The following is a 20,903-nucleotide window of genomic DNA, read 5'->3' on the forward strand; positions in this document are numbered from 1 at the left end:
CAGAGCGCATTGGCGCCGGCACTATCTGTAACGCTGCTCCCCTAAAACTGATAAAGAAACACCGGGCTGCTGGAAGAAAGGCTGCCCAGCGCGCTCAGATCAACCCCAAGCATGGTTTTGAGGCTGCGCGGCAGCCAGCCGCCTTCCTTGGGCCGGGTCACAAGCTTGCGCTCCGCTGGCACGCCGCACTGCTCCGAAAGCCACGCCAAAGCCGTTTGCTGCCCGCCCAGTTCGTCCACCAGCCCAAGCTGCACGGCCTCACGCCCGGTAAAAATCTTGCCGCTGGCAAGCGCGGCGGCGCGGGCATGCTCCATGTGCCGCCCATCGGCCACTATGTCCACAAACTGCTGGTGCATGTCGTCCAGCACTTTTTTAAAGTAGTCGCGCTGCTCGGTACTCAACGGGCGCATGTAGGAACCGGCGTCTTTGTAGGGGGCGGTGGTTATGGTCTCCTGCCCCACGCCTATTTTACCCATAAGGCCCTGTAACTGCGGAATGTCCATGCGGACGCCAATGGAGCCTGTCACGGTGGAGGCATTGGCAAACACGCGCGATCCCGCCATGCTGACCATCAGCCCGCCCGAAGCAGCCAGAGACCCCATGCTGACAGCCACGGGCTTTTTGCGGGCCAGCTCACGCACGGCACTATAGATTTCCTGCGATGCCGCTGCGCCCCCGCCAGGCGAATCCACGCGCAGCAGCACACCCGCTATCATGGGGTCGCGCTCCACCTTGCGTATCCACTCAAGGGCAGGTTCCGGATCCATGATGGGGCCGGAAACAGACACAAGGGCTATGCGCTGGCCGCCCATGAGGCCGTTGCTGCCGAGGGCAGCGCCAAACACGCCGACACCTGCCAGCAAAAGCAGTATCAGCCCCCAAAAGATGACCGGATGCCGCTTGCGGAACGGACGGCGCAGCAGATCCTTCCATACGTTTGCCGGAACCTGGGCCAGCGGGCAGGCGCAGGACTGCCCCGCCGTGGGTGCAGGCGCTGCTGCTGAGGACGCCGCAGATGGTGCAGGCTCGGCTGGACCGCCCTCGGGCATGGCGGACATGGAAAGCGGGGACTCTGTATTCAATGAAAATTCCTGATTGCTCATAACGCTCTTTGACCTGATTGTAGTTGTGACGGGCCTTGGCCCGATGGTGGAAAAATTCGCAGGCTGGCGGCACTATCGCCGGGGATGGCCGCATGCCCTTTCAATGGCTTGGGAAATGTCTTATGGCAAGGGGCTGGGCACACGGTTGGGCTGACGGCAGAAGCCGGAGACTGGCGCGGAGCGGGATTGTTTATGCAGGTTTATTCGGCGGCAAACTATCTGCCCGGTTCGTGACGCGGATGGCGGCCCAGGGGAGCCCGCACTTTTCAGGCACAGCCTGATGCTGTTGCACTGGCGCGCCCCGCACGATGCAGGACGCGCCCATTGTATTTAGCGTTGCATGGGCTCTGGCCAGAATTCTGCGGCCATTTCGCGCAGCTTGAACTTCTGGATCTTGCCGCTGGCCGTAAGCGGGAACCCTGTTATTGTTTTGATGTACTTGGGTATTTTATACCACGACACCTTGCCGCGACAAAAATCGCGCACGTCTTCCGGCAGAATTTCCACACCGGGGCGGGGGATGATGAAGGCCGCGACCTCTTCGCCGTACTTGCGGCTGGGAACAGCCACAACCTGCACGTCCAGAATGCCGGGCATGCCCATAAGGAACTCTTCAACCTCACGCGGATAGATATTTTCGCCGCCACGGATAATCATATCCTTGATGCGGCCTGTCACACGCAGGTAGCCGTTTTCGTCCATAACGCCCAGATCGCCGGAATGCAACCAGCCTTCGGGGCTGATGGCCTTGGCCGTGTCATCGGGCATATTGTAGTAGCCCTTCATGACATTGTAGCCACGGCAGAGGATTTCGCCCACCTCGCCGCGCGGCAGTTCCTCGCAGGTATCGGGGTCGCCCACGCGCACTTCAATGCCAGGCATGGCGCAACCCACGGTTTCGCAGCGCAGCGACAGGGGATCGTGAATGTCCGACTGGGTCATCACCGGCGAAGCTTCCGTAAGGCCGTAGCAGATGGTGATTTCCGTCATGTTCATGTCGTCCACCACGCGGCGCATGAGCGGCTCGGGGCAAACGGAACCAGCCATGATGCCGGTGCGCATGTGCGAAAGGTCAAAACGCTTGAAAAGCGGATGCTCCAGCTCTGCCAGAAACATGGTAGGCACGCCGTACACAGCCGTGCAGCGTTCGCTGTCGAGCGCAGCCAGCACCTTGAGCGCGTTGAACGACTCAAGAATAACCATGGTCGCGCCGTGGTTCACTGCGGCGGAGACGCCAAGCACGCAGCCGAAGCAGTGGAACAGCGGCACAGGCAGACACACCCTGTCTTCCGGGCCGAAATTCTGGTGGCGACCAATCCAGTACCCGTTCAGCCCCACGCCCACATGGGTCAGCATGACCCCGCGCGGAAAGCCCGTGGTGCCCGAGGTGTACTGCATGTTGATGACATCCCACGGCTGGAGCAGGGCCTGACGGGCGGCGTATTCCGCCTCGTCCACCATGATGGAAAGGGCGAGTATTTCCGGCACGGAATACATGCCCCGGTGCTTTTCCGCCCCCAGAAAGCACACGCGCTTGAGGTGCGGCAGGCTTTTGCACACAAACCTGTCGCGCGACTGCAAACGCAGCTCAGGCGCAATGCGGTAGAGCGTGTCCAGATAATCGTGGTCGCGCACGCTGTCGATAAGAAAAATATTTTCGCACTCGGAGTGGGTGAGCAGATAGCGCAGCTCGTGTTCACGGTAATTGGTGTTTACCGTAATAAGTATGGCGCCGATTTTTGCCGTGGCGAATTGCAATGCCACCCAGTACGGCACGTTGGTGGCCCATACTGCGACCTTTTCACCCTTCTGCACGCCAAGAGCCATCAGCCCTTTGGCGAAATCGTCCACCAGAGCGCCAAACTCGCTCCAGGTCTGGCGATAGTTGCGGTCAGGGTATACCAGGGCTTCATTATCGGGAAAGCGCGCCACAGTGTGGTCAAGCACCTGCCCCAACGTCCATTCGCGCAGTTCAAACTGCGCCTGACGCTCACGAACTTTTTCTTCCATGCATCCTCCCAAAGGCGTGTTGCGGCGAGTGCGCCGCTGTTACGCGGTGTGCGGTCTGAAGGGCCATGAATCGCGCCCTGGAGCAGACCAACAGAAAGTGAACATGCCCTAGGGATTGTAAGTCACAGCCAGAAATTCCACAGGCTCGTCGCCCGCAGCGCCCACGTAATGAGGCACAATGGAATTGTAGTAAATTGTTTCGCCAGGCTTGAGCACGCGGGTTTCGCGGCCATAGACCACAAGCAGTTCGCCCTTGAGCACGCAGATAAATTCCTCGCCCTGATGCGAGGTGGTCTTGCGGTCGCCGCTGTCGGGGAAAATGCGGATGTGGAAGGGTTCCATGTTGCGGTCGTTCTTGCCCTTGGCCAGCGCATGATAGGTATAGCTGGGGCGGGGTACGCGCCCTGTGTGCAGCGCTTCATCGGCCTCGGCCTCGCCATTGATGCTGCTCACCACCGGGTCGCGCGAAAACTGGTCGTCCAGAAAAGTGCCAAGGCGCACGCCAAGAGCGCGGGCCACCTTTTGCAGGGGGCCGATACAGGGATAGATGGCGTCTGATTCCAGCTTTTCAAGATAGTCTTCCGTAAGGCCCGTATTCTGGGAAAGGGTTTGCAGGTCAACTTCGCGTTCTTCGCGAAATCCACGGATGCGGGAACCAATGGTACGCACGGGGGGCATAGACGCTCCTGATTACCGGATATGCCGGGTTGGATGCCGCTCTGGCAGGATGACGTGGCGGCAAGCAACCCACTAAATACCGAAAAGCCCGTGCGCTCGCAAGCAAACATGCGCTGTTGAGCGGCCATACAGTACCCCTGCTGACACATTTTGCTCTTTGCGCTATGATGAAAGGCATGAGCAAACAACCGTTGGTCAGAAGGGCTTTTGTGGCTTCCGGGCAGGTGCAGGGCGTGGGTTTTCGCCCCTTTGTCTATCGCCTCGCAGCCGAAGGCGGGCTTACAGGCACTGTGGGCAACACCTCTGAAGGCGTGCGCATGGAAATGCAGGGCACAGCGGCGGAAGTGCAGCGCTTTGGGCACCGCCTGCGCGCCGAACTACCGCCGCTGGCACGGCTGACCGGAGTGGACGAACACGACTTGCCTGTTGTGGAGGATGAAACAGCCTTCCGCATTGTTTCCAGCTCAGGGCAGGCAGCGCACAGCGTGCTTGTAAGCCCGGATATGGGCGTATGCGCCGACTGTCTCGCCGACATGCGCAATCCCGCCAACCCCCGCTACCAGTACGCCTTTACCAACTGCACCAACTGCGGGCCGCGCTACACCATCACGCGCTCCATTCCCTATGACCGCGCCGTCACATCCATGAGCTGTTTCCCGCTCTGCCCCCGGTGCAGCGCGGAATATGCCGACCCGGCAGACAGGCGCTTTCATGCCCAGCCCGTGGCCTGCCCAACGTGCGGGCCGCGCCTGTGGTTTGTGGATAAGGCGGCTGCCAGCAAGGGAAACACCGCGCCGACCGCAGAAAATCAGCAACAGGCTTTGGAGCTGGCCGTGCAGACCCTGCTCCACGGCGGAATTCTGGCGCTCAAAGGTCTGGGGGGCTTTCAACTGGCTTGCGACGCGCGCAATGCTCAAAGCCTGCAAGAGCTGCGGCGGCGCAAAACACGCCCGCACAAACCGCTGGCCCTCATGGTTGGCGATCTGGCAACAGCCCGCGCCCTGTGCGACCTTACGCCGGAACATGAGGCCCTGCTGCAAAGCCCGGAAAAACCCGTTGTTCTCTGCCCCCGCCGCAGCACGCCGCAGCATGGTGCTGCCATTCAGGATGATGCTGCATATTTGCCGCATGAGGTGGCTCCCGACACTGGCAAGGTCGGCATCATGCTGGCCTACACCCCCCTGCATGCCGTACTTTTCAGCCGCCTTGCAGAATGCACAGCTTTGCCGCCCGTGCTGGTCATGACCTCGGCCAATGCCGGGGGCGAACCCATTTGCCTTGGCAACCGCGAGGCTCTGGCCCGGCTTGACCATCTGGCGGACGCATGGCTCCTGCACGACCGGGATATTCTGGTGCGCGTGGACGACAGCGTGGTGACTCTCCAGCCGAGCCTGTCCGGCGCGGATGCGCACGGCACACCTGCGCCCGCAAACCAGCTTGCCGAACCGCTGTTCTACCGCCGCGCCCGGGGCTATGTGCCGCGCCCGGTTTTTCTGCCCAAGACGGAACAAAACGCCCCTTGCGTGCTGGGAACCGGAGCGGAGCTCAAGGCCACCATTTGCCTGACGCGCGGGGCCGAGGCCTTTGTGGGCCAGCACATTGGGGATCTGGAAAATCCCGCCACCCTGAATTTTTATGAGGAGGTGGCAGCGCATCTGGAAAAACTGCTGGAGGTGCGGCCCGAGGCTCTGGTGTGCGATGCGCACCCCGATTTTCTTTCCACCCGCTATGCCGAGGCCCGCGCAGAACGCGAGGGCCTGCCCCTGTGGCGCTTGCAGCACCACGCCGCCCACGCCGCAGCGGTACTGGCCGAAAACAGCCACTACGGCCCGGCGCTGGCCCTCTGCCTTGACGGCACGGGGCTTGGCGACGATGGCACAGTATGGGGTGGAGAGCTGCTGTTCATGGAGCTTGAGCAGGCCCAGTGGCGCAGGGTGGGCCGTCTGGCCCCCTTTGCCTTGCCGGGCGGAGATGCAGCCGTGCGCCAACCCTGGCGCATTGCGCTGGCCCTGCGCAGCCTTTGCGAGCAGGCGGAAATTCCCCTTCCGTCACTGCGTACCCCCTGGCTGCCGGAACAGGCGCAGGCCGCAGCCGCAGTGACAGAAATGCTGCGGCGCGGCATCAACTGTCCGCCCACATCCAGTTGCGGACGCCTCTTCGATGCGGTGGCCGCGCAACTGGGGCTGTGCCTTGATACAAGCTACGAAGGGCAGGCCGCCATCCGTCTTGAAGATGCCGCCAACCGGGCCAATGAGCATGTCCGCGCGGCGCTGGAGGGCAAGGCGCGCGACAAGGACATGGCCGCATTGGTCTGGCCCGTTGGTATTGCGCTTCACCACGATTTGCTGGAAATGGACAGCGCAGGCCTGTTCGCCCACGTTGCGCAGGCGCAGGCGCAGGGAATGGACGCCACAGAAGCCGCGGCGCGTTTTCACCTCAGCCTTGCGCGGGCGCTGGCAGGTATGGCGGGCCGTGCGGCCCGCAAACTGGGGCTGAACTGTGTGGGGCTCACCGGCGGCGTATTGCAGAATGCCACGCTGGCGCGGCTGCTGCCGCTGGCGCTGGCGGAGCAGGGCCTCACAGCCCTCACCCACCATGAGCTGCCGCCAGGCGATGGTGGGCTTTCCCTCGGTCAGGCCGTGTGGGGCAGAAGGATGCTGGCAAGGGCGAAACTCTGATTGCAAGCAAGGCGGGAAAAGCCCGCAAGGCAACCTGCTGACAGTATCCGCGCCTATTTGAACCCGGCTATGGCCCTGCCCTGCTTGAGAACAATGCGCCCCAAAGGCAGATCGCGCCACCACAGGCCAGCCTCGCGTCCATTCAAACCTGTCTGGCGGCTTTGCCCGCTCAACAGGGCCGTAATATCGGCCACATCGTCCAGCACCAGACTGGAGGCGGCATCCGGCGGCGACTGCATGAGCACGCGCAGGCGCGGCGCGGCATCCAGCGTTCCGCCGCAAAGCTTGCCCAGCAATGAACCCTGCCATACGCAACCGGGGGGCAAAAGAACTGTGGCCTGAGGCGGCACAAAACGTACGTGCTCGCCGTACAGCACCGCCCGCCCTGGGGGCAGCAGGTCAGGGTTGCAGGTAGCGCCCACAAGGCTTTCCGGCGGCAACGGGCTGCCAGAAGGACGTTCAAGGGGCTTTCCCGCACGGTCGTCACCGCGGTTCCGCCCGGCACGCCGTCCATTGCGCTGGCCCGCGCTCTGCATCCCTGAGAGAGCAGAAGCAGGCACTTCAAAAACGGCTTCCTGCGGCTCAGACGCGCTGCTTTCAAAGGGCAAAACCGCCGTATTCACATTGCCCGGTTTGCGGAAAAGGGCCACATAAAATCCCTGAGCCTGCGAGCGTGCGCCGTCCACACGCAAGGTGCCTTCACCGCCGGGCAGTTCCTCCCACACGAAACCGGGGATGGGATCAAGGTGTTCGCGCTCCAGCCCCAGCTCCTGCTCGGCAAAGCGCACCTGCGCCTCGTTTTCATCCACATTGGTCGTGCAGGTGGAATACACCAGCCGCCCGCCGGGCCGCAGCAACGAGGCCGCATGGCGCAGCAGACGGCGTTGCAGCCCGGTGAGGCTGTCGAGCTTGTCGCCCTGCCAGAGCTTGAGCACCTGCGGGTGTTTTTCTGCGGTTCCCCAGCCGGAGCAGGGCGGGTCAAGCAAGATTGCGTCCCACGAGCCGGGGCGTAAAGGCAGGGCATCGCCGCTGTACGAACAGGTGGCGGCCTGTATCAGATTAAGCTGGTGCAGGTTGGCCCGCAGGGTGCCAAGGCGCGTGGGCGAAGGCTCGTTGCCGAGCACAAAACCATTGCGCCCCACAAGCTGGGCCAGAAAGCCGGTTTTGCTGCCCGGGCTTGCGCACATGTCGAGCACGGCGCTGCCAGCAGCGGGAGCCAGCGCCAGCGGCGGCAACATGGATGAGCGGTCCTGTATATAGATGTAGCCGAAAAATGCAGCCAGCGAACCGCCAAGCGGGCGCGGCTCGGCCACAAGGCGACGGCACAGGGGAGAAAAAGGTTCCGGCTCAAAATCATACCCCTGAGCGCGCAGCAGGGCCTCCACTGCGGGCACCTGCTCCGGGGCGCATACCAGGCGGAAAGAACGGATAAGAGTTTTCGGCATGGCGGCATATTATTGACAGTACGCCCTTCCCGCAAGGAATTTATCTGTTGCGGCGCGCTCCACAGGCTCCTTGCGTCTTGCACGGCGCTGCAAGTGTGCGTATAGTGCGCCAGTGCGGACGTGCCGGGCTGCATTTGACAGTCGGTACCGGTTGACCGCCACAACGGCCCGTGGCCGTACTTTACCGGGTATTTGCGTGAATACTCAAGGAGAATGGAATGAAATTCGCCATGCGACTGACTTTTTCGGTCTGCCTGCTGCTCGTCGCCGTTGCTGCGGGCGCTGCCAGCGCCGCCGCTAAAAGCGCTGTGGTATTGCCCTTTGTGGTCAATGCCCCCCAGAGCTATGCTTACCTTTCCAAGGCTGTTCAGGCTACCATTCAGGGACGCCTTGACCGCCCTGGCGTGCTTGAAGCCCGTGCGGGACAGAACAAGGCCGCCAGCCAGGCAGAAGCCCAGCAGGCGCTCCGCTCTTCTGGTGCAGACAACGCCATCTGGGGCTCGGTGAGCGTCATGGGCAACGACTGCACTGTTGTTATGAACAGCGTGGACAAGGCAGGCAAAACCTGGAGCAAAACCGCCCAGGCTCCTGTGAGCGAACTGACCACTTCTGTGCAGAAACTGACCTCGGCCCTGAGCCAGGAAGTGTTTGGTATTTCCTCCGCAATGCGCACCCCCGGCTCCACCGCCTCTGGTTCCCCGCGTGGCGCAACCGCCAATGGCGACATCGTCACCAACGAAACCGGTCAGCAGCAGGTGTACCTGAACCCGCAGTTCCGCTATCAGGGCGCCGGCGCTGAAGACGGTTCCCGCCTGCGCACCCAGCGCCTGGGTTACAACATGGTCGATATGGCCGTGGGCGACTTTAACGGCGATGGCAAGAATGAAATCGCCATCCTGAGCGATCACGATCTGCGCATCTACAGCTGGCCTGCCAATGGTCAGCTCAAGCTGATTGGCGAAACCGTGGTTTCGCGTTCCAACAACAACTTCTCCATGCGCGCCATCGACCTCAACCGCGATCGCAGCATGGCCCTTGTTGTGACCACCACCGAAGAATCGAGCAACCGCCCTTACTCCTTCATTTACAGCTTCAAGGGCAACAAATTCACCACCATTGCCGACCGCATTCCTTACTACGTGAGCGTCATGCGTGTGCCCCCCACCTACAGCCCCACTCTCGTGGGTCAGGGATGGGATTCGCTCAAGCTCTTTGCTCCCGGCGTGCGCATCATGACCAAGCAGGACGGCAAGTTTACGCTTGGCACCCGTCTTGACCTGCCCACCGGTGCCACCGTGTTCAACTGCGTGTGGTTGCCCGCCGGCAAGAACGGCAAGGGTGAACAGCTTGTCATGCTGACCGACGACGAGCGCATCAAGCTCTTTCAGGGCCACGGCAACACCCTGGTTCACACCACCATGGAACGTTATTCCGGCTCTGCCACGGGCATGGATCACTACAAGGGCATGCCGGGCCTGGGCGTGGACAAAGCCTACCAGTTGCCCAGCAAGTACTACGCCCCCATGCGCCTCATCGCTGCCGACATCGGCAATACCGGCGACTACACGCTGCTGGTCAACAAGCCCATATCCACTGCGGCGCAGTTCTTTGACCGTTACCGTTTCTTCCCCCAGGGCGAAGTTCATGCCCTGTACTGGGACGGCGTGGGCCTTGGCCTCAAGTGGAAGACCCGCCGCATCCGTGGTTCTGTGGCAGAAATCGATCTGGCTGACGTGAACAACGATGGCATCCTTGATCTTGTGGTGGGCCTGAACACCTCGCCCGATCTCGGCATCGGCAGCCGCCAGTGCATGATTACCGCCTATCCTCTGGACGTTTCGGCCACCAACCCCAACGTGCCTGCGGATTTGAGCGACTTTGAAATAAGCCCCAACTAGCGGGGTAAGCGGCCCTTCGCCAGCGCGAGGGGCCGTTTTTATCTGCGGCGCAGAGCTGCGGATATGGAGCAACGGCCTTGCCGCGGCTCTGGCAATAGCCAATATTAAAGCGGTAAAATCCACATGGGTTTTACCGCTTTATAACCAGTTTATGAAACGGAAAAAGTTTTTGGAGTAAGGAGACAGCATGCGCATCCTTGTGATCGGCTCCGGTGGCCGCGAACACGCCCTGGTTTGGAAAATTCTGCAAAGCCCCGAAGTCAGCGCCGTTTTTGTTGCGCCCGGCAACGGCGGCACCAGCAGCGAAGGGGCCGTTAACGTGCCTGTGGCTGTGGACGACCTGGACGGGTTGCTGGCCTTTGCGCGCAAGGAGCACATCGACCTGGTGATTCCAGGCCCCGAGCTGCCCCTGACGCTGGGCATTGTTGACTGCATGCGCGAAGCCGGCATCCCCAGCTTCGGGCCGGATGCCTATGGCGCGCGCCTTGAGGGCAGCAAGGCCTTTGCCAAGGAAATCATGAACCGCGCCAAGGTGCCCACCGCCCACTGCGCCGTGTTCAGCGATGCGCAGGCGGCCCGCGACCATATCAACAAAGTGGGCGCTCCCCTGGTCATCAAGGCGGACGGCCTCGCTGCGGGCAAGGGCGTCATCATTGCCCAGACCGTGCAGGAGGCGCTGGACGCCATTGACGAAATCATGACCGAACGCGCCTTTGGCGACGCTGGCAATCTTGTGGTGGTGGAAGAATGCCTTGTGGGCGAGGAAGCATCCTTCCTCTGCGTATGCGATGGCACCCGCGCTGTTCCCCTGCCTTCGGCGCAGGATCACAAGCGCGTATTTGATAATGATGAAGGCCCCAATACAGGTGGCATGGGCGCTTACAGCCCCGCCCCGGTGCTGCCCGACAGCATGCTTGAAGAAATGGCCGACCTCACGGTGAGGCCCATCCTGCGCGAGCTTGCCAAGGACGGACACCCCTTTGTGGGCGTGCTGTACGCGGGGCTGATGATGACCGCCGACGGCCCCAAGGTGCTGGAATACAACGTGCGCTTTGGCGACCCGGAATGTCAGCCCCTGCTCATGCGCCTTGACGGCGACCTGCCTGCCATCATGCTGGACGCCGTACGCGGCAAGCTTGACCCGGCAAGCCTCGGCCAGACCTGCCAGACTGCGCTTGGCGTTGTGATCACCGCCAAGGGGTATCCCGGCTCCTACGCCAAGGGTTTGTCCATCGAAGGTATTGAAGATGCGGACAGCGTACCCGGCGTAAAGGTTTTTCACAGCGGCACTGCCGTTAAGGACGGATCACTCGTTTCCAACGGCGGGCGTGTTTTGTGCGTCACCGCACTGGGCGACAGCCTGGCCGCCGCGCAAAAGGCCGCCTACGCCGGTGTGGCCAAGGTACGCATGCAGGATGGTTTTCATCGCACCGATATTGGCGAAAAAGGCATCCGCCGCCTGGCCGGAAAATAGCAACCGTTTGATTTTGCAAGAATATTCCGGCGCACTGCGCCGTACTACAGGAAGGTAAGACTATGCCGCAAGTAGTCATTTTGATGGGGTCAAAGTCTGACGAAGAAAAGGTCAGCCCCTGCGTAGACGTTCTGAAAAGCCTTGGCGTGAGCTGCGCTATCACCGTGAGTTCCGCGCATCGCACGCCTGAACGCACCGAAAAACTGGTGAGCCAGTACGAAGCCGAAGGCACGCGCGTGTTTATTTGCGCCGCGGGCATGGCCGCGCATCTGGCTGGAGCCGTGGCCGCCCGCACCACGCGCCCTGTGATCGGCATTCCTGTTTCCAGCGCCGCCTTGTGCGGTATGGACGCGCTTTTTGCCACTGTGCAGATGCCTCCTGGATTCCCGGTCGCCACCGTTGCCACCGACAAGGCTGGCGCACGCAATGCCGCATGGCTGGCCGCCCAGATTCTGGCCGTGTCCGACCCTGCGCTCAATGAGCGCATTGCCGAAGCCCGCGCCAAAATGCGCGAAGAAGTGGAAAAAGCCGGGGAAGAAATCAGCCGCAAGTACGCCTAGCGTACTAGCCCTGGCAGCAGGGCCGATGCTTGCACCGTACTTTGTCCATGCTTTGATTCGCCATAAGAACCCACGGTACAGGCACGAACCGTGCGCTGAAAAGACCGACAAACGCCCGCATGCTGAGCTTGCGGGCGTTTGTTATTGCCAGATGTTGCGCTGACGCTGCAAAGCGACAGGCAGATTGATTACACGGACGCCTCTGCACCGTACTCAAGGCCAACAGAGCACACCCTGTTGCGTCCTTCCTGCTTGGCGCGGTACAGCGCTGTATCTGCCGCCAGAATAAGGGCATCGCAGATTTGCGTGCTCTCCATGCCCAGCGGGGCGCCCGGTTCAAATACTGCGGCGGCAACGCCAACGCTGATGGTCACATTTATGGCCGTGCTGTTGAATGACACCTCTATCATGGCGGCAACCTGTCGCAGGCGCTCAGCGAGAGCCACGGCCTCATCCTGACCCATCCCGGGCAACAGCACAGAAAATTCCTCGCCACCATAGCGACCAAGCAGGGCTTTGTGCCCAAGCGTGTCTTTCAGAGCGGCCGTGACGCCGCGCAGTACTTTGTCGCCCGCCATATGCCCATATTCATCGTTGACGCGTTTGAAATGGTCGATGTCCAGCAGCATAAAACCGAGCTTGCCGCCAATCTCCTTGCAACGGTCAATCTCGCGCTGAAAGGCCTCCATAAAAAACCAGCGGCTGAACACCTGTGTCAGCGCGTCCTGCGACGCGATGCGCTGCATTTTTTCAAGCAGTTCCTTGCTTTCGGTCATATCGTACAAGGATACAATGAGGCCGGAATCTTTTTCTGACTCGCCAACCCTGGCGCAGGAAACCTTGTAAAAACGCAGCCCTCCTGCCACTGGCAGAGCAATCTCCATTTCCTCATTCTGCACAAGCGCCGTCACATCAAGGGAACTTTGTTCAGGAAACACATCCATGACCGTCAGCCCCACGGCATCCTCTGACAGGGCTGGAAGAATGGACACGGCGCTGTCGTTGAAATCCACCACGCGCAGCTTGCCGTCCAGCACCAGAACACTGGCGCTCATGGTTTTAAACACCTTGTCGCGCGCTATGGGCACGAGGTCGAACATGCGCAGGCGGGACATGGCAAAACCACTCAACGGCAGGGCCGCCGAGAGGATGAAGGGCTCAATATCAATACCGTAGGGCGCAAAGCCCAACATCTGCAAAAAATTGCCTATCCAGAGGCTCAGCGCGCCAATAAAGATGGTTTTTGCCTGACGCCTGCGATAGCCCGTTGCCTTGCCGTAGGAAAAGGCAAACAAAGCCAGACCGGCAAAGGCAACAAGCATCTTGTAAACAAAATCCACATAATACCACCAGCCCTTCTGCGTTACCGCCACAGGGAAGAGGCCGCTGGCATCTACAGCAAATGTTTTATAATGAAAGTTGTGATACTCATTGGTGTAGAGCATTGCAATAGTCGTCAACGGCACTACAAACAGCAGAGCCATCACAGCCTTGCTCTTTATTGAATAGTTATTGTAATAAACTGCAAAAAGAAACCAGAACACCGCTATAAGGGGTGCTCCAAGATATTCAATTTTTAAGGAAAGATAGATTGTTTCAGGCGTGCTTGATGCAAGCTCGAAAATGTACCCGACCGTGTACATGAAAATAGTCATAAACAAAAACAAAAAGGCCGCGTAACCGTTTGACCGTGCTATCCTGGACGAATAGCAAACAGCATAGAGCATGCCCGCGCACGATATACTCAGAAAAAGAATACAGGCAGCTCTTATGATCACTGGATATGCCCTATACTATTCACTCTGCAACTGGCATTACGTGACGCAGCAGTGCATTCATAACGCACTGCGTGAGCGGGAAAATACCGTTCCTCGCCCTGCGCAGCTTCGCGTGTCCGATTTTTTTACCTGCATCCCCACAAGCTGACAAGCAGCGCGGCCCCGGCAGCAAAACAAAAACTCCGGGCCTGCCTGAGCAGACACCGGAGTCTTTGCAACAATCAAACCAGCTTGCTGACTAAAATTTGCCGGTCACGTCCAGGCACTGCCAGGGCAGGCCGTACACATTGAGATCCTTCATGAAAGGATCGGGATCAAACTGTTCCATGTTCCACACGCCGGGCTTGCGCCACAAGCCCTGAGCCACCATCTTTGTACCGATCATGGCGGGCACGCCCGTGGTGTACGAAATGGCCTGGGAGCCAACTTCTGCGTAGCATTCTTCGTGATCGCAGATGTTGTACACGTAGACGGTCTTTTCCTTGCCGTCCTTGACGCCGCGCATGAGGTCGCCAATGCAGGTCTTGCCCTTGGTCAGGGGGCCAAGGGAGGCTGGGTCGGGCAGCAGTTTGGCAAGGAACTGGATGGGCACAATGTCCTGCCCCTGAAATTTCACAGGGTCGATGCGGGTCATGCCCACGTTGCCAAGCACCTTGAGGTGGTTGAGATAGTTCTCTGAAAACGTCATCCAGAAGCGGGCGCGGCGGATGCCCTTGAGGTTCTGCACGAGCGATTCCAGCTCTTCATGATACATGAGAAAGCACTTTTTGGAGCCGATGCCGTCAGGGAAATCAAAATTCATGGACCAGGACAGGGGGTCGGTTTCCACCCACTCGCCGCGTTCCCAGTACCGCCCGCGCGCCGTGACCTCGCGGATGTTGATTTCAGGATTGAAGTTGGTGGCAAAGGGCTGGCCATGATCGCCCGCGTTGCAGTCGATGATGTCGAGCACGTGCACTTCGTCCAGCTGATGCTTGAGCGCCCAGGCCGCATACACGTTGGTGACGCCGGGGTCAAAACCGGAACCGAGCAGGGCCGTCAGCCCCGCCTCGCGGAAGCGATCCTGATAGGCCCACTGCCACTTGTATTCAAACTTGGCTGTGTCCAACGGCTCGTAGTTGGCGGTGTCCACGTAATGCACGCCGCATTCAAGGCAGGCGTCCATGATGTGCAGATCCTGATACGGCAGGGCCACGTTGCAGACCACATCGGGCTTGACCTGCCGGATGAGGGAGCACAGCTCGGGTACATTGTCCGCGTCCACCTGAGCGGTGGCAACCTCGACGCCAAGGCGTGTCTTGACGCTCTGCGCAATGGCATCGCAGCGGGAAAGGGTGCGGCTTGCCAGCGTTACCTTTGAAAATCCGCCTTCCTTGAGTACCTGCGCACACTTGTGCACCACAACGCTGCCTACGCCGCCCGCGCCAATAATCAGAATATGAGACATGTTCCTTCTCCGTGGTGGAAGAGGTATACCACTGCGCGGCATGACCGCGCCGCCATTTTCATATATTGCGCCCGTGGGCGCAGGGTTGCCGGGCCGCATGACCCTGGCCGGAAAACATGATGCCCGCACGGCGTGACAAAGCCGTTACGCCACGCGCGGAATGGGCCTTATGGCCCAGGAAAGTTCCGGCGTCAACAGATCGCGGTGCAAAAACCGTCAACTCTGCTTTATTTCTCACTTTTGGCCGCAGGGCCCGGATCTGCCGCATCGCCATCCATCAGGCGCACATGGGCGTAACGCCCGCTTTTGCGCGCCCGCTCGGCAAGCTCCAGCCCCTGGCTCCTGCACTGCGGGCAGGCGTGGCGCGGCACCAGTATGCACAGGGAGCGGGGCACCCGTTCCGAGGCGGTCTCAATGCGCCCCAGGCCCGAGCAATCGCTGCACAGCCGCCAGGCTTCCGTCTGCCCTTCGCGCAGGTTGTCCGTATCGTAAAAGATATGCTTGCGGCGTACCCACCAGCCGTTTTCTTCCTCGCCCTCAGTAGGCTGCGCCGGGGGATGAAAATACACATCGCGGATCTGCCCGCACAATCTGGCGATGTATTCCCCCACCTGCGGCCGCTGACGCGTGGCTTCCGGCGTCCAGCCCGGCTCGCGGATATCTGAGGCGTCCAGCCCGGCCAGAGCAAGGCAGATGCCCAGATTCACGTAGGGCAATGCCCCGCGTATGGAGTAGCCGCCTTCAAGCACGGCGATATGCGGCTGCAGGGCCGCATTGAGCGCCGCATAGCCCTGGGCCGAAAGCTTCATGTTGGCAAGGGGATCGGTGAAGTGATTGTCCTGCCCGGCGGAATTGATGATCAGGTCAGGCTTGAAATCTTCCAGAATGGGCAGCACCGCATGCTCTATGGCGTACAGATAGCCCTCGTCCGAGGTTTCGGGCGGCAGGGGGATATTGATGGTGCGCCCAAGCGCACCGGGGCCGCCGCATTCCTGCGGGAAACCCGATCCGGGGTACAGGGTGCGCCCGTCCTGATGCAGCGAGATGAACAGGGTATGCGGGTCGTTCCAGAAAATATCCTGGCTGCCGTCGCCGTGATGCACGTCCGTATCCACAATGGCGATGCGCAGGGGGCGGCCGTCGGGGCGCGGGTAGTGATCGCGGATATACTCCACCATGACGGCTTCATTATTGATATTGCAGAAGCCGCGGTTGCCGTGCACCACGCGCATGGCGTGGTGGCCTGGAGGCCGCACCAGGGCAAAGGCCCGCTGCTCGCGCCCCTCAAGCACCAGCCGGGCCGCGCGGATAGCCCCGCCCGCCGAAGCCAGATGCGAATCCGTACTCACCGCCGCAGCCGAAGGCAGGCAGAAGTGCGCGCGCTCAAGCTGGGCATGCGTGGCAAAGGCGGGGCGGTATTCCGTAATACCGGGGATGTCGAACAGCCCCTCTTCAAGCAGCTGGTCGCGCGTATAGAGCAGGCGCTCTTCCCGCTCCGGGTGTGTTGCAGAAATGGCCCAGTCAAAGGCAGGGAAAAACACCACACCAAGACTGCGGGCCGCCACCAGAGGCGGCAGTGGTTTTTCAGTCATCACCTTCGCCAAGTTCTTCAAAAATATCGGCCCCATAACGGGCATACGTCACCATACGGCCCATGTGCGCAAGGCCCATGCCGTAGGCCAGATTGCTTTCTGCCACGGCCATAAAAAGCACGCCTTCAGTATCGTGCAGGGCAAAAAAGCCGCCAGCACCGCCATCCTTGCGAAAAACGGCGCAGTGCAGCAAACCGGGATCGCCAATAACGTTGATCAGGGTGTAGCCCTTGGGCGGCTGACCCGGCAGATAGGCCAGTTCCTTGCCTTCACGGGGGGCAAAGCGCACGCCCGCTCCTTCAACTTCAAGTGTATAACATTCGTACATATATTCTCCTTGGTGGCGCATGGAGCGCGCCAAAAGCCTGCATGGCAGGCTGAACCGGCAAAATTGCAAAGGCCCGGAAAGCGGCTCCCGCCGCAAAAAAAACTATTCCAATCCCCAACCGCGCTGACGCAAGTGGGACTCAATGGCGGAACGGCACTGCAAAACCACGTCTTCCGGCGGCTGCGAGGCATCAATGATGGCAAAGCGCTCGGGTTCTTCTTCGGCCAGAACCCTGTAGCCCTGCCGCACCCGTTCGTGAAAATCAAGGCTCTCCGCGTCAAAACGGCCCTCTGAAACCACAAGACCTTCCAGACGGTTGCGCTCGCCTGCGCGCATGAGGCCGCAACGCACAGGCAGATCCAGCAGCAGGGTCAGCTCCGGTTGCAGGCCGCCCGTGGCGGCCTGGTTGAGCCTTTGCAGATATTCCGTATCAAGCCCGCGTCCGTGCCCCTGATAGGCCAGAGTGGAGTCGGTGTAACGGTCGCACAGCACGGTCTGCCCCGCTTCCAGCGCAGGCCGGATGATCTCCGCCACATGCTGCGCCCTGTCGGCAAGAAACAGAAAAAGCTCCGCCCTGCTGGAGAGTTCGCGCGTGCGGGCATCAAGCAGTATGGAACGCAGACTGCGCCCAAGCGCACAGCCCCCCGGCTCACGCGTGCACAGGGGGTCGTGGCCGTTTTCCTGCAAAAAACCCGCAAGATAGTTGATGGCCGTGGACTTGCCCGCGCCTTCTATACCTTCAAAAGAGATAAACATTCTTCTTTCACCGCTTTTTTGCGGGTTGCGGGGGCGGCTTTGTCCGGCGTACGCGCGGCCCGGTGCACGGGTCGCCCCAGCGTAGCCTGCCAGGGTGTCCAGGCCTCGCCTTCGCCCTCTATCTGGGCAAAAAGGCCACGGCACTGGGCCATCTTGGCGTCCAGGTTGTCGGCATAGTGCAGGGCCATGGCTTCCGGCGTATGCGGCACGCGCACCGCGCCGAACTCCAGCTCGCCATGGTGGCTTAAAATCAGGTGTTTGAGATGCCGCTGCAACGGCTCTTCCAGACCGGATTTAGCCAGGTACGGCTCCAGCATTTCAATGCCCAGCATGAGGTGCCCCAGCAGGCGGCCCTCATCAGTGTAATCATTGGCGATACCGCCAGAAAATTCGCGCAGTTTGCCAATATCGTGGAACAGCGCTCCCGCAAGAAAGGTCTGCCGGTCGAGTTCCGGATAATGATCGGCAATGCGGCGGCAAAGTTTGAATACGCTCAAAGTGTGCTCAAGCAGCCCGCCCACATAGGCGTGGTGCACCCCTTTGGCCGCCGGGCAGACCCGAAAGGCGGCGCGCATCTCGTCGTTGTTAAAAAATCCCTGCACCAGCTTGCGCCAGGGCGTATGGACAAATTCCTTCTTGATGAGATCAAGCAGTTCATCCAGCATTTCATCCAGCGGAAAGGGGCTGGCGGGCATGAGGGCCGCATGGTCCACAGCCGCGCATTCCTCATCGGAAAGAAGGCGCATCTGCTCCACCGTGAGCTGCACCTGATCGCGGTACAGCCCCGCGCGCCCTTCGGCCCACACAAGGGTTCCCGCCGCGATTTCGCTGAACTCCGCGCTCAGCGGATGCCATATCTTGGCTTCAAGGCTGCCGCTGGCATCAGCCAGGGTAAGCCGCCAGTACGGGCCGTTGCGCGACTGCCCCTGCGCCGCCTGCGTAACCACGAATATGCCGCGCGCCTCCGAGGCGGGGCCAATCTCTTTGACGTAACAACCTTTTTCCATATATCGTTCCAGCGGCGCGTATCTGCGCCGGGCATATGCTGTTTTCCACGCGGGCATGGCCCCTGACGCGGAACTTCCAAAATTGGCAGGCCGCGCAAAACACTGGAACCACGCGGGCCTTAGGCCGAATTTCCCTTCTTTCCGAGGTATTGTCAAATGGACGTTCTTCTGACCAACGATGACGGCATCCGGGCGCGCGGCCTGCGCGCGCTTTACGCCGCCCTGCTTGAAGCAGGGCATACAGTGCATGTGGTGGCCCCCATGACCCAGCAATCTGGCGTGGGGCACTCGCTGACCGTATTCGAACCTGTACGCGCCATGGATTTTGAAGAACCCGACTTCAAGGGTCTGGGTATTTACGGCACACCCACGGACTGCGTCAAACTGGCTCTTGGGCAGATCCTGCCCAAAAAGCCCGACATGGTCATCTCGGGCATCAACGCAGGGCCCAACGTCGGCCCGGACATTCTGTATTCCGGCACGGTGGGCGCTGCCACGGAGGCGGCCCACGAAAATCTGCCGAGCATTGCTGTTTCGCACGACTGCTACAAGGTCAAAAACGGCGATCTGCTGCCGCAGGCCCGGCATCTGGTGGCGCTGGCCGAGCGCATCGACTGGTCGCAGTTGGGCCGCCGCAGGGTCGTCAACGTCAACTATCCTGCCTGCCCGCTGGACGAGGTCAAAGGCCTGCGCGTCTGCCCGCAGACCAGCGCCGTGTGGGTAAACACCTACTCGGAGCGCCTGGACCCGCGCGGCGCGCCCTACTGGTGGCTTGAGGGCGAAATCCCTGCGGAAACCATTGAACCGGACTCGGACAAAGACATGCTCAACCGGGGATACATTACCCTTACCCCCCTGCGCTTTGATTTTACCGATCCGGCTGGCCTGAACGCGCTGGCGGGCATGAAGCTCGGCTAGCGCGTACACCGCCCAAAGGCCTGCGGCAACCTGCCGGAAACATAAGGGATCAGGCGATTCCTCTTGACTCCGCCGCCCCATGTGGGCTACAGGCGCGCTCGGGCATACAAAATATGTTTTGCGTTTGCCCGGGCACTGCGCCCGCCGGAAGAACTGCAAAGTAAGCCCGTTTCCTGCGCGGCAGGCATTCCCCTTTACGGGGAATTGGTGTATGTGCAGACTTGTCATTTCCGGGCGACTTATGCTTTTTTGACCGTCCTTAATGCCAGACCCCTCTGGAGGAAATCATGCCTCTTATCAATCCCAAAGAAATGTTCGCCGCCGCCTATGCCGGCGGGTATGCCATTGGCGCGTTCAACGTCAACAACATGGAAATCATCCAGGGCATCATGAGCGCGGCCTCCGAGGAAAAATCTCCGGTCATCCTTCAGGTGTCTTCGGGCGCGCGCAAGTATGCCGGGCAGATATACATCATGAAGCTTGTGGAAGCGGCGCTTGCGCTTGATCCTTCCATTCCCGTGGTGGTGCACCTTGATCACGGCCCCAGCTTTGAAATGTGCCGCGACTGCATTGACGGCGGCTTCACCTCCGTGATGATCGATGGTTCGCACCTGTCGTTTGAAGACAACATCGCCCTGACCAAGCAGGTGGTGGACTATGCCCACCCTCGCGGCGTATGGGTTGAGGCCGAACTGGGCAAGCTGGCTGGCATAGAGGAACATGTGCAGTCTGCCGAACACGTCTACACCGACCCCGATGAAGCCGTGGAATTTGTAAACCGCACGGGCTGCGATTCGCTGGCCGTTGCCATCGGCACAAGCCACGGCGCGTACAAGTTCAAGGGCGAAGCCAAGCTTGATTTTGACCGTCTGGCCCGCATTGGCGACAAGCTGCCGAATTACCCTCTGGTTCTGCACGGCGCATCCAGCGTACCGCAGGAATTTGTAAGCCTGTGCAACCAGTATGGCGGCCAGGTTGGCGGAGCCAAGGGCGTGCCCGAAGACATGCTGCGCAAGGCTGCGGGCATGAATGTGTGCAAAATCAATGTAGATACGGACATCCGCCTGGCCGTCACCGCATCCATCCGTCAGTATCTTGCCGAACACCCTGACCAGTTTGACCCGCGCGCCTACCTCACCCCCGCTCGCGATGCCGTCAAGAACATGGTGGCCCACAAGATCCGCAATGTCATGGGATCTTCAAATAAAGCCTAATCCCTACGCCCCAAGGA

Annotated in this window: 16 protein-coding genes; 6 read left to right on the top strand and 10 right to left on the bottom strand. The window is 60.5% G+C overall.

Annotated elements, in window-relative coordinates; genetic code table 11:
* Positions 1-41: 41 nt before the first annotated feature.
* From sppA to ACUZ9Q_RS13605, 3 genes are all read right to left on the bottom strand, one after another.
* Positions 42-1,082, bottom strand: coding sequence for a signal peptide peptidase SppA (sppA, locus tag ACUZ9Q_RS13595; protein ID WP_227118677.1), 1,041 nt, complete (start codon positions 1,080-1,082; stop codon positions 42-44).
* 351 nt (positions 1,083-1,433) lie between these two features.
* On the bottom strand, positions 1,434-3,113 hold the full coding sequence (locus tag ACUZ9Q_RS13600; protein ID WP_215648182.1) for an AMP-binding protein: 1,680 nt from the start codon (positions 3,111-3,113) through the stop codon (positions 1,434-1,436).
* 108 nt (positions 3,114-3,221) lie between these two features.
* Positions 3,222-3,791: a helix-turn-helix domain-containing protein gene (locus tag ACUZ9Q_RS13605; protein WP_449248043.1), complete on the bottom strand. Its 570-nt coding sequence runs from the start codon at positions 3,789-3,791 to the stop codon at positions 3,222-3,224.
* A gap of 176 nt (positions 3,792-3,967) precedes the next feature.
* Between ACUZ9Q_RS13605 and hypF the strand changes: the two genes are divergently transcribed.
* The gene (gene hypF / locus ACUZ9Q_RS13610; RefSeq protein ID WP_449248044.1) at positions 3,968-6,469 is read left to right on the top strand and encodes a carbamoyltransferase HypF; all 2,502 of its coding nucleotides are present in this window, start codon (positions 3,968-3,970) and stop codon (positions 6,467-6,469) included.
* A 53-nt stretch (positions 6,470-6,522) separates the two neighbouring features.
* On the opposite strand, the gene ACUZ9Q_RS13615 is transcribed toward hypF, so the two are convergent.
* Positions 6,523-7,914: an RsmB/NOP family class I SAM-dependent RNA methyltransferase gene (locus tag ACUZ9Q_RS13615; RefSeq protein WP_449248045.1), complete on the bottom strand. Its 1,392-nt coding sequence runs from the start codon at positions 7,912-7,914 to the stop codon at positions 6,523-6,525.
* Positions 7,915-8,132: 218 nt separating this feature from the next.
* On the opposite strand from ACUZ9Q_RS13615, the gene ACUZ9Q_RS13620 reads away from it, so the two are divergent.
* From ACUZ9Q_RS13620 to purE, 3 genes are all read left to right on the top strand, one after another.
* Complete coding sequence (locus ACUZ9Q_RS13620) at positions 8,133-9,812, top strand: FG-GAP repeat domain-containing protein (RefSeq protein ID WP_192112583.1); 1,680 nt, start codon at positions 8,133-8,135, stop codon at positions 9,810-9,812.
* Positions 9,813-9,999: 187 nt separating this feature from the next.
* Positions 10,000-11,286 (top strand): phosphoribosylamine--glycine ligase, encoded by a 1,287-nt coding sequence (gene purD / locus ACUZ9Q_RS13625; RefSeq protein WP_449248046.1) that lies wholly within the window; start codon positions 10,000-10,002, stop codon positions 11,284-11,286.
* 62 nt (positions 11,287-11,348) lie between these two features.
* Positions 11,349-11,846 carry a 5-(carboxyamino)imidazole ribonucleotide mutase gene (gene purE, locus ACUZ9Q_RS13630; protein WP_215648178.1) on the top strand — a complete coding sequence of 166 codons (498 nt, stop codon included), beginning with the start codon at positions 11,349-11,351 and terminating at the stop codon, positions 11,844-11,846.
* 188 nt (positions 11,847-12,034) lie between these two features.
* Here the strand turns inward: purE and ACUZ9Q_RS13635 are convergent, their stop codons facing one another.
* The 6 genes from ACUZ9Q_RS13635 to ACUZ9Q_RS13660 all read right to left on the bottom strand — a co-directional run bounded on the left by ACUZ9Q_RS13635 (position 12,035) and on the right by ACUZ9Q_RS13660 (position 18,754).
* Positions 12,035-13,624: a histidine kinase N-terminal 7TM domain-containing diguanylate cyclase gene (locus tag ACUZ9Q_RS13635; RefSeq protein WP_346654799.1), complete on the bottom strand. Its 1,590-nt coding sequence runs from the start codon at positions 13,622-13,624 to the stop codon at positions 12,035-12,037.
* Positions 13,625-13,862: 238 nt separating this feature from the next.
* Positions 13,863-15,071 carry a saccharopine dehydrogenase family protein gene (locus ACUZ9Q_RS13640; protein WP_022658910.1) on the bottom strand — a complete coding sequence of 403 codons (1,209 nt, stop codon included), beginning with the start codon at positions 15,069-15,071 and terminating at the stop codon, positions 13,863-13,865.
* A gap of 227 nt (positions 15,072-15,298) precedes the next feature.
* The gene (locus ACUZ9Q_RS13645) at positions 15,299-16,663 is read right to left on the bottom strand and encodes a histone deacetylase family protein (protein ID WP_449248047.1); all 1,365 of its coding nucleotides are present in this window, start codon (positions 16,661-16,663) and stop codon (positions 15,299-15,301) included.
* Positions 16,656-16,991, bottom strand: coding sequence for a hypothetical protein (locus ACUZ9Q_RS13650; protein WP_215648174.1), 336 nt, complete (start codon positions 16,989-16,991; stop codon positions 16,656-16,658). Before ACUZ9Q_RS13650 ends, ACUZ9Q_RS13645 begins: the two co-directional genes overlap by 8 nt.
* 102 nt (positions 16,992-17,093) lie before the next feature.
* Complete coding sequence (gene tmk, locus ACUZ9Q_RS13655) at positions 17,094-17,747, bottom strand: dTMP kinase (RefSeq protein WP_192112577.1); 654 nt, start codon at positions 17,745-17,747, stop codon at positions 17,094-17,096.
* Positions 17,723-18,754, bottom strand: a complete 1,032-nt coding sequence (locus ACUZ9Q_RS13660; RefSeq protein WP_323390190.1) for a 3'-5' exoribonuclease YhaM family protein — start codon at positions 18,752-18,754, stop codon at positions 17,723-17,725. The genes tmk and ACUZ9Q_RS13660 overlap by 25 nt, the downstream gene beginning before the upstream one ends.
* Positions 18,755-18,910: 156 nt before the next feature.
* On the opposite strand from ACUZ9Q_RS13660, the gene surE reads away from it, so the two are divergent.
* Positions 18,911-19,672: a 5'/3'-nucleotidase SurE gene (surE, locus tag ACUZ9Q_RS13665; RefSeq protein WP_449248048.1), complete on the top strand. Its 762-nt coding sequence runs from the start codon at positions 18,911-18,913 to the stop codon at positions 19,670-19,672.
* A gap of 287 nt (positions 19,673-19,959) precedes the next feature.
* Positions 19,960-20,886, top strand: coding sequence for a class II fructose-1,6-bisphosphate aldolase (fba, locus tag ACUZ9Q_RS13670; protein ID WP_192112574.1), 927 nt, complete (start codon positions 19,960-19,962; stop codon positions 20,884-20,886).
* Positions 20,887-20,903 lie beyond the last annotated feature (17 nt).

The sequence above is a fragment of the Desulfovibrio desulfopostgatei genome (assembly GCF_053570645.1).

Excerpts from the sequence above, each read along its gene's own strand:
- ACUZ9Q_RS13600 (WP_215648182.1), bottom strand. The coding sequence starts at position 3,113 with ATGGAAGAAAAAGTTCGTGAGCGTCAGGCGCAGTTTGAACTGCGCGAA.
- ACUZ9Q_RS13605 (WP_449248043.1), bottom strand. The coding sequence starts at position 3,791 with ATGCCCCCCGTGCGTACCATTGGTTCCCGCATCCGTGGATTTCGCGAA.
- hypF (WP_449248044.1), top strand. The coding sequence starts at position 3,968 with ATGAGCAAACAACCGTTGGTCAGAAGGGCTTTTGTGGCTTCCGGGCAG.
- ACUZ9Q_RS13615 (WP_449248045.1), bottom strand. The coding sequence starts at position 7,914 with ATGCCGAAAACTCTTATCCGTTCTTTCCGCCTGGTATGCGCCCCGGAG.
- ACUZ9Q_RS13620 (WP_192112583.1), top strand. The coding sequence starts at position 8,133 with ATGAAATTCGCCATGCGACTGACTTTTTCGGTCTGCCTGCTGCTCGTC.
- purD (WP_449248046.1), top strand. The coding sequence starts at position 10,000 with ATGCGCATCCTTGTGATCGGCTCCGGTGGCCGCGAACACGCCCTGGTT.
- purE (WP_215648178.1), top strand. The coding sequence starts at position 11,349 with ATGCCGCAAGTAGTCATTTTGATGGGGTCAAAGTCTGACGAAGAAAAG.
- ACUZ9Q_RS13640 (WP_022658910.1), bottom strand. The coding sequence starts at position 15,071 with ATGTCTCATATTCTGATTATTGGCGCGGGCGGCGTAGGCAGCGTTGTG.
- ACUZ9Q_RS13645 (WP_449248047.1), bottom strand. The coding sequence starts at position 16,663 with ATGACTGAAAAACCACTGCCGCCTCTGGTGGCGGCCCGCAGTCTTGGT.
- ACUZ9Q_RS13650 (WP_215648174.1), bottom strand. The coding sequence starts at position 16,991 with ATGTACGAATGTTATACACTTGAAGTTGAAGGAGCGGGCGTGCGCTTT.
- tmk (WP_192112577.1), bottom strand. The coding sequence starts at position 17,747 with ATGTTTATCTCTTTTGAAGGTATAGAAGGCGCGGGCAAGTCCACGGCC.
- ACUZ9Q_RS13660 (WP_323390190.1), bottom strand. The coding sequence starts at position 18,754 with ATGGAAAAAGGTTGTTACGTCAAAGAGATTGGCCCCGCCTCGGAGGCG.
- surE (WP_449248048.1), top strand. The coding sequence starts at position 18,911 with ATGGACGTTCTTCTGACCAACGATGACGGCATCCGGGCGCGCGGCCTG.
- fba (WP_192112574.1), top strand. The coding sequence starts at position 19,960 with ATGCCTCTTATCAATCCCAAAGAAATGTTCGCCGCCGCCTATGCCGGC.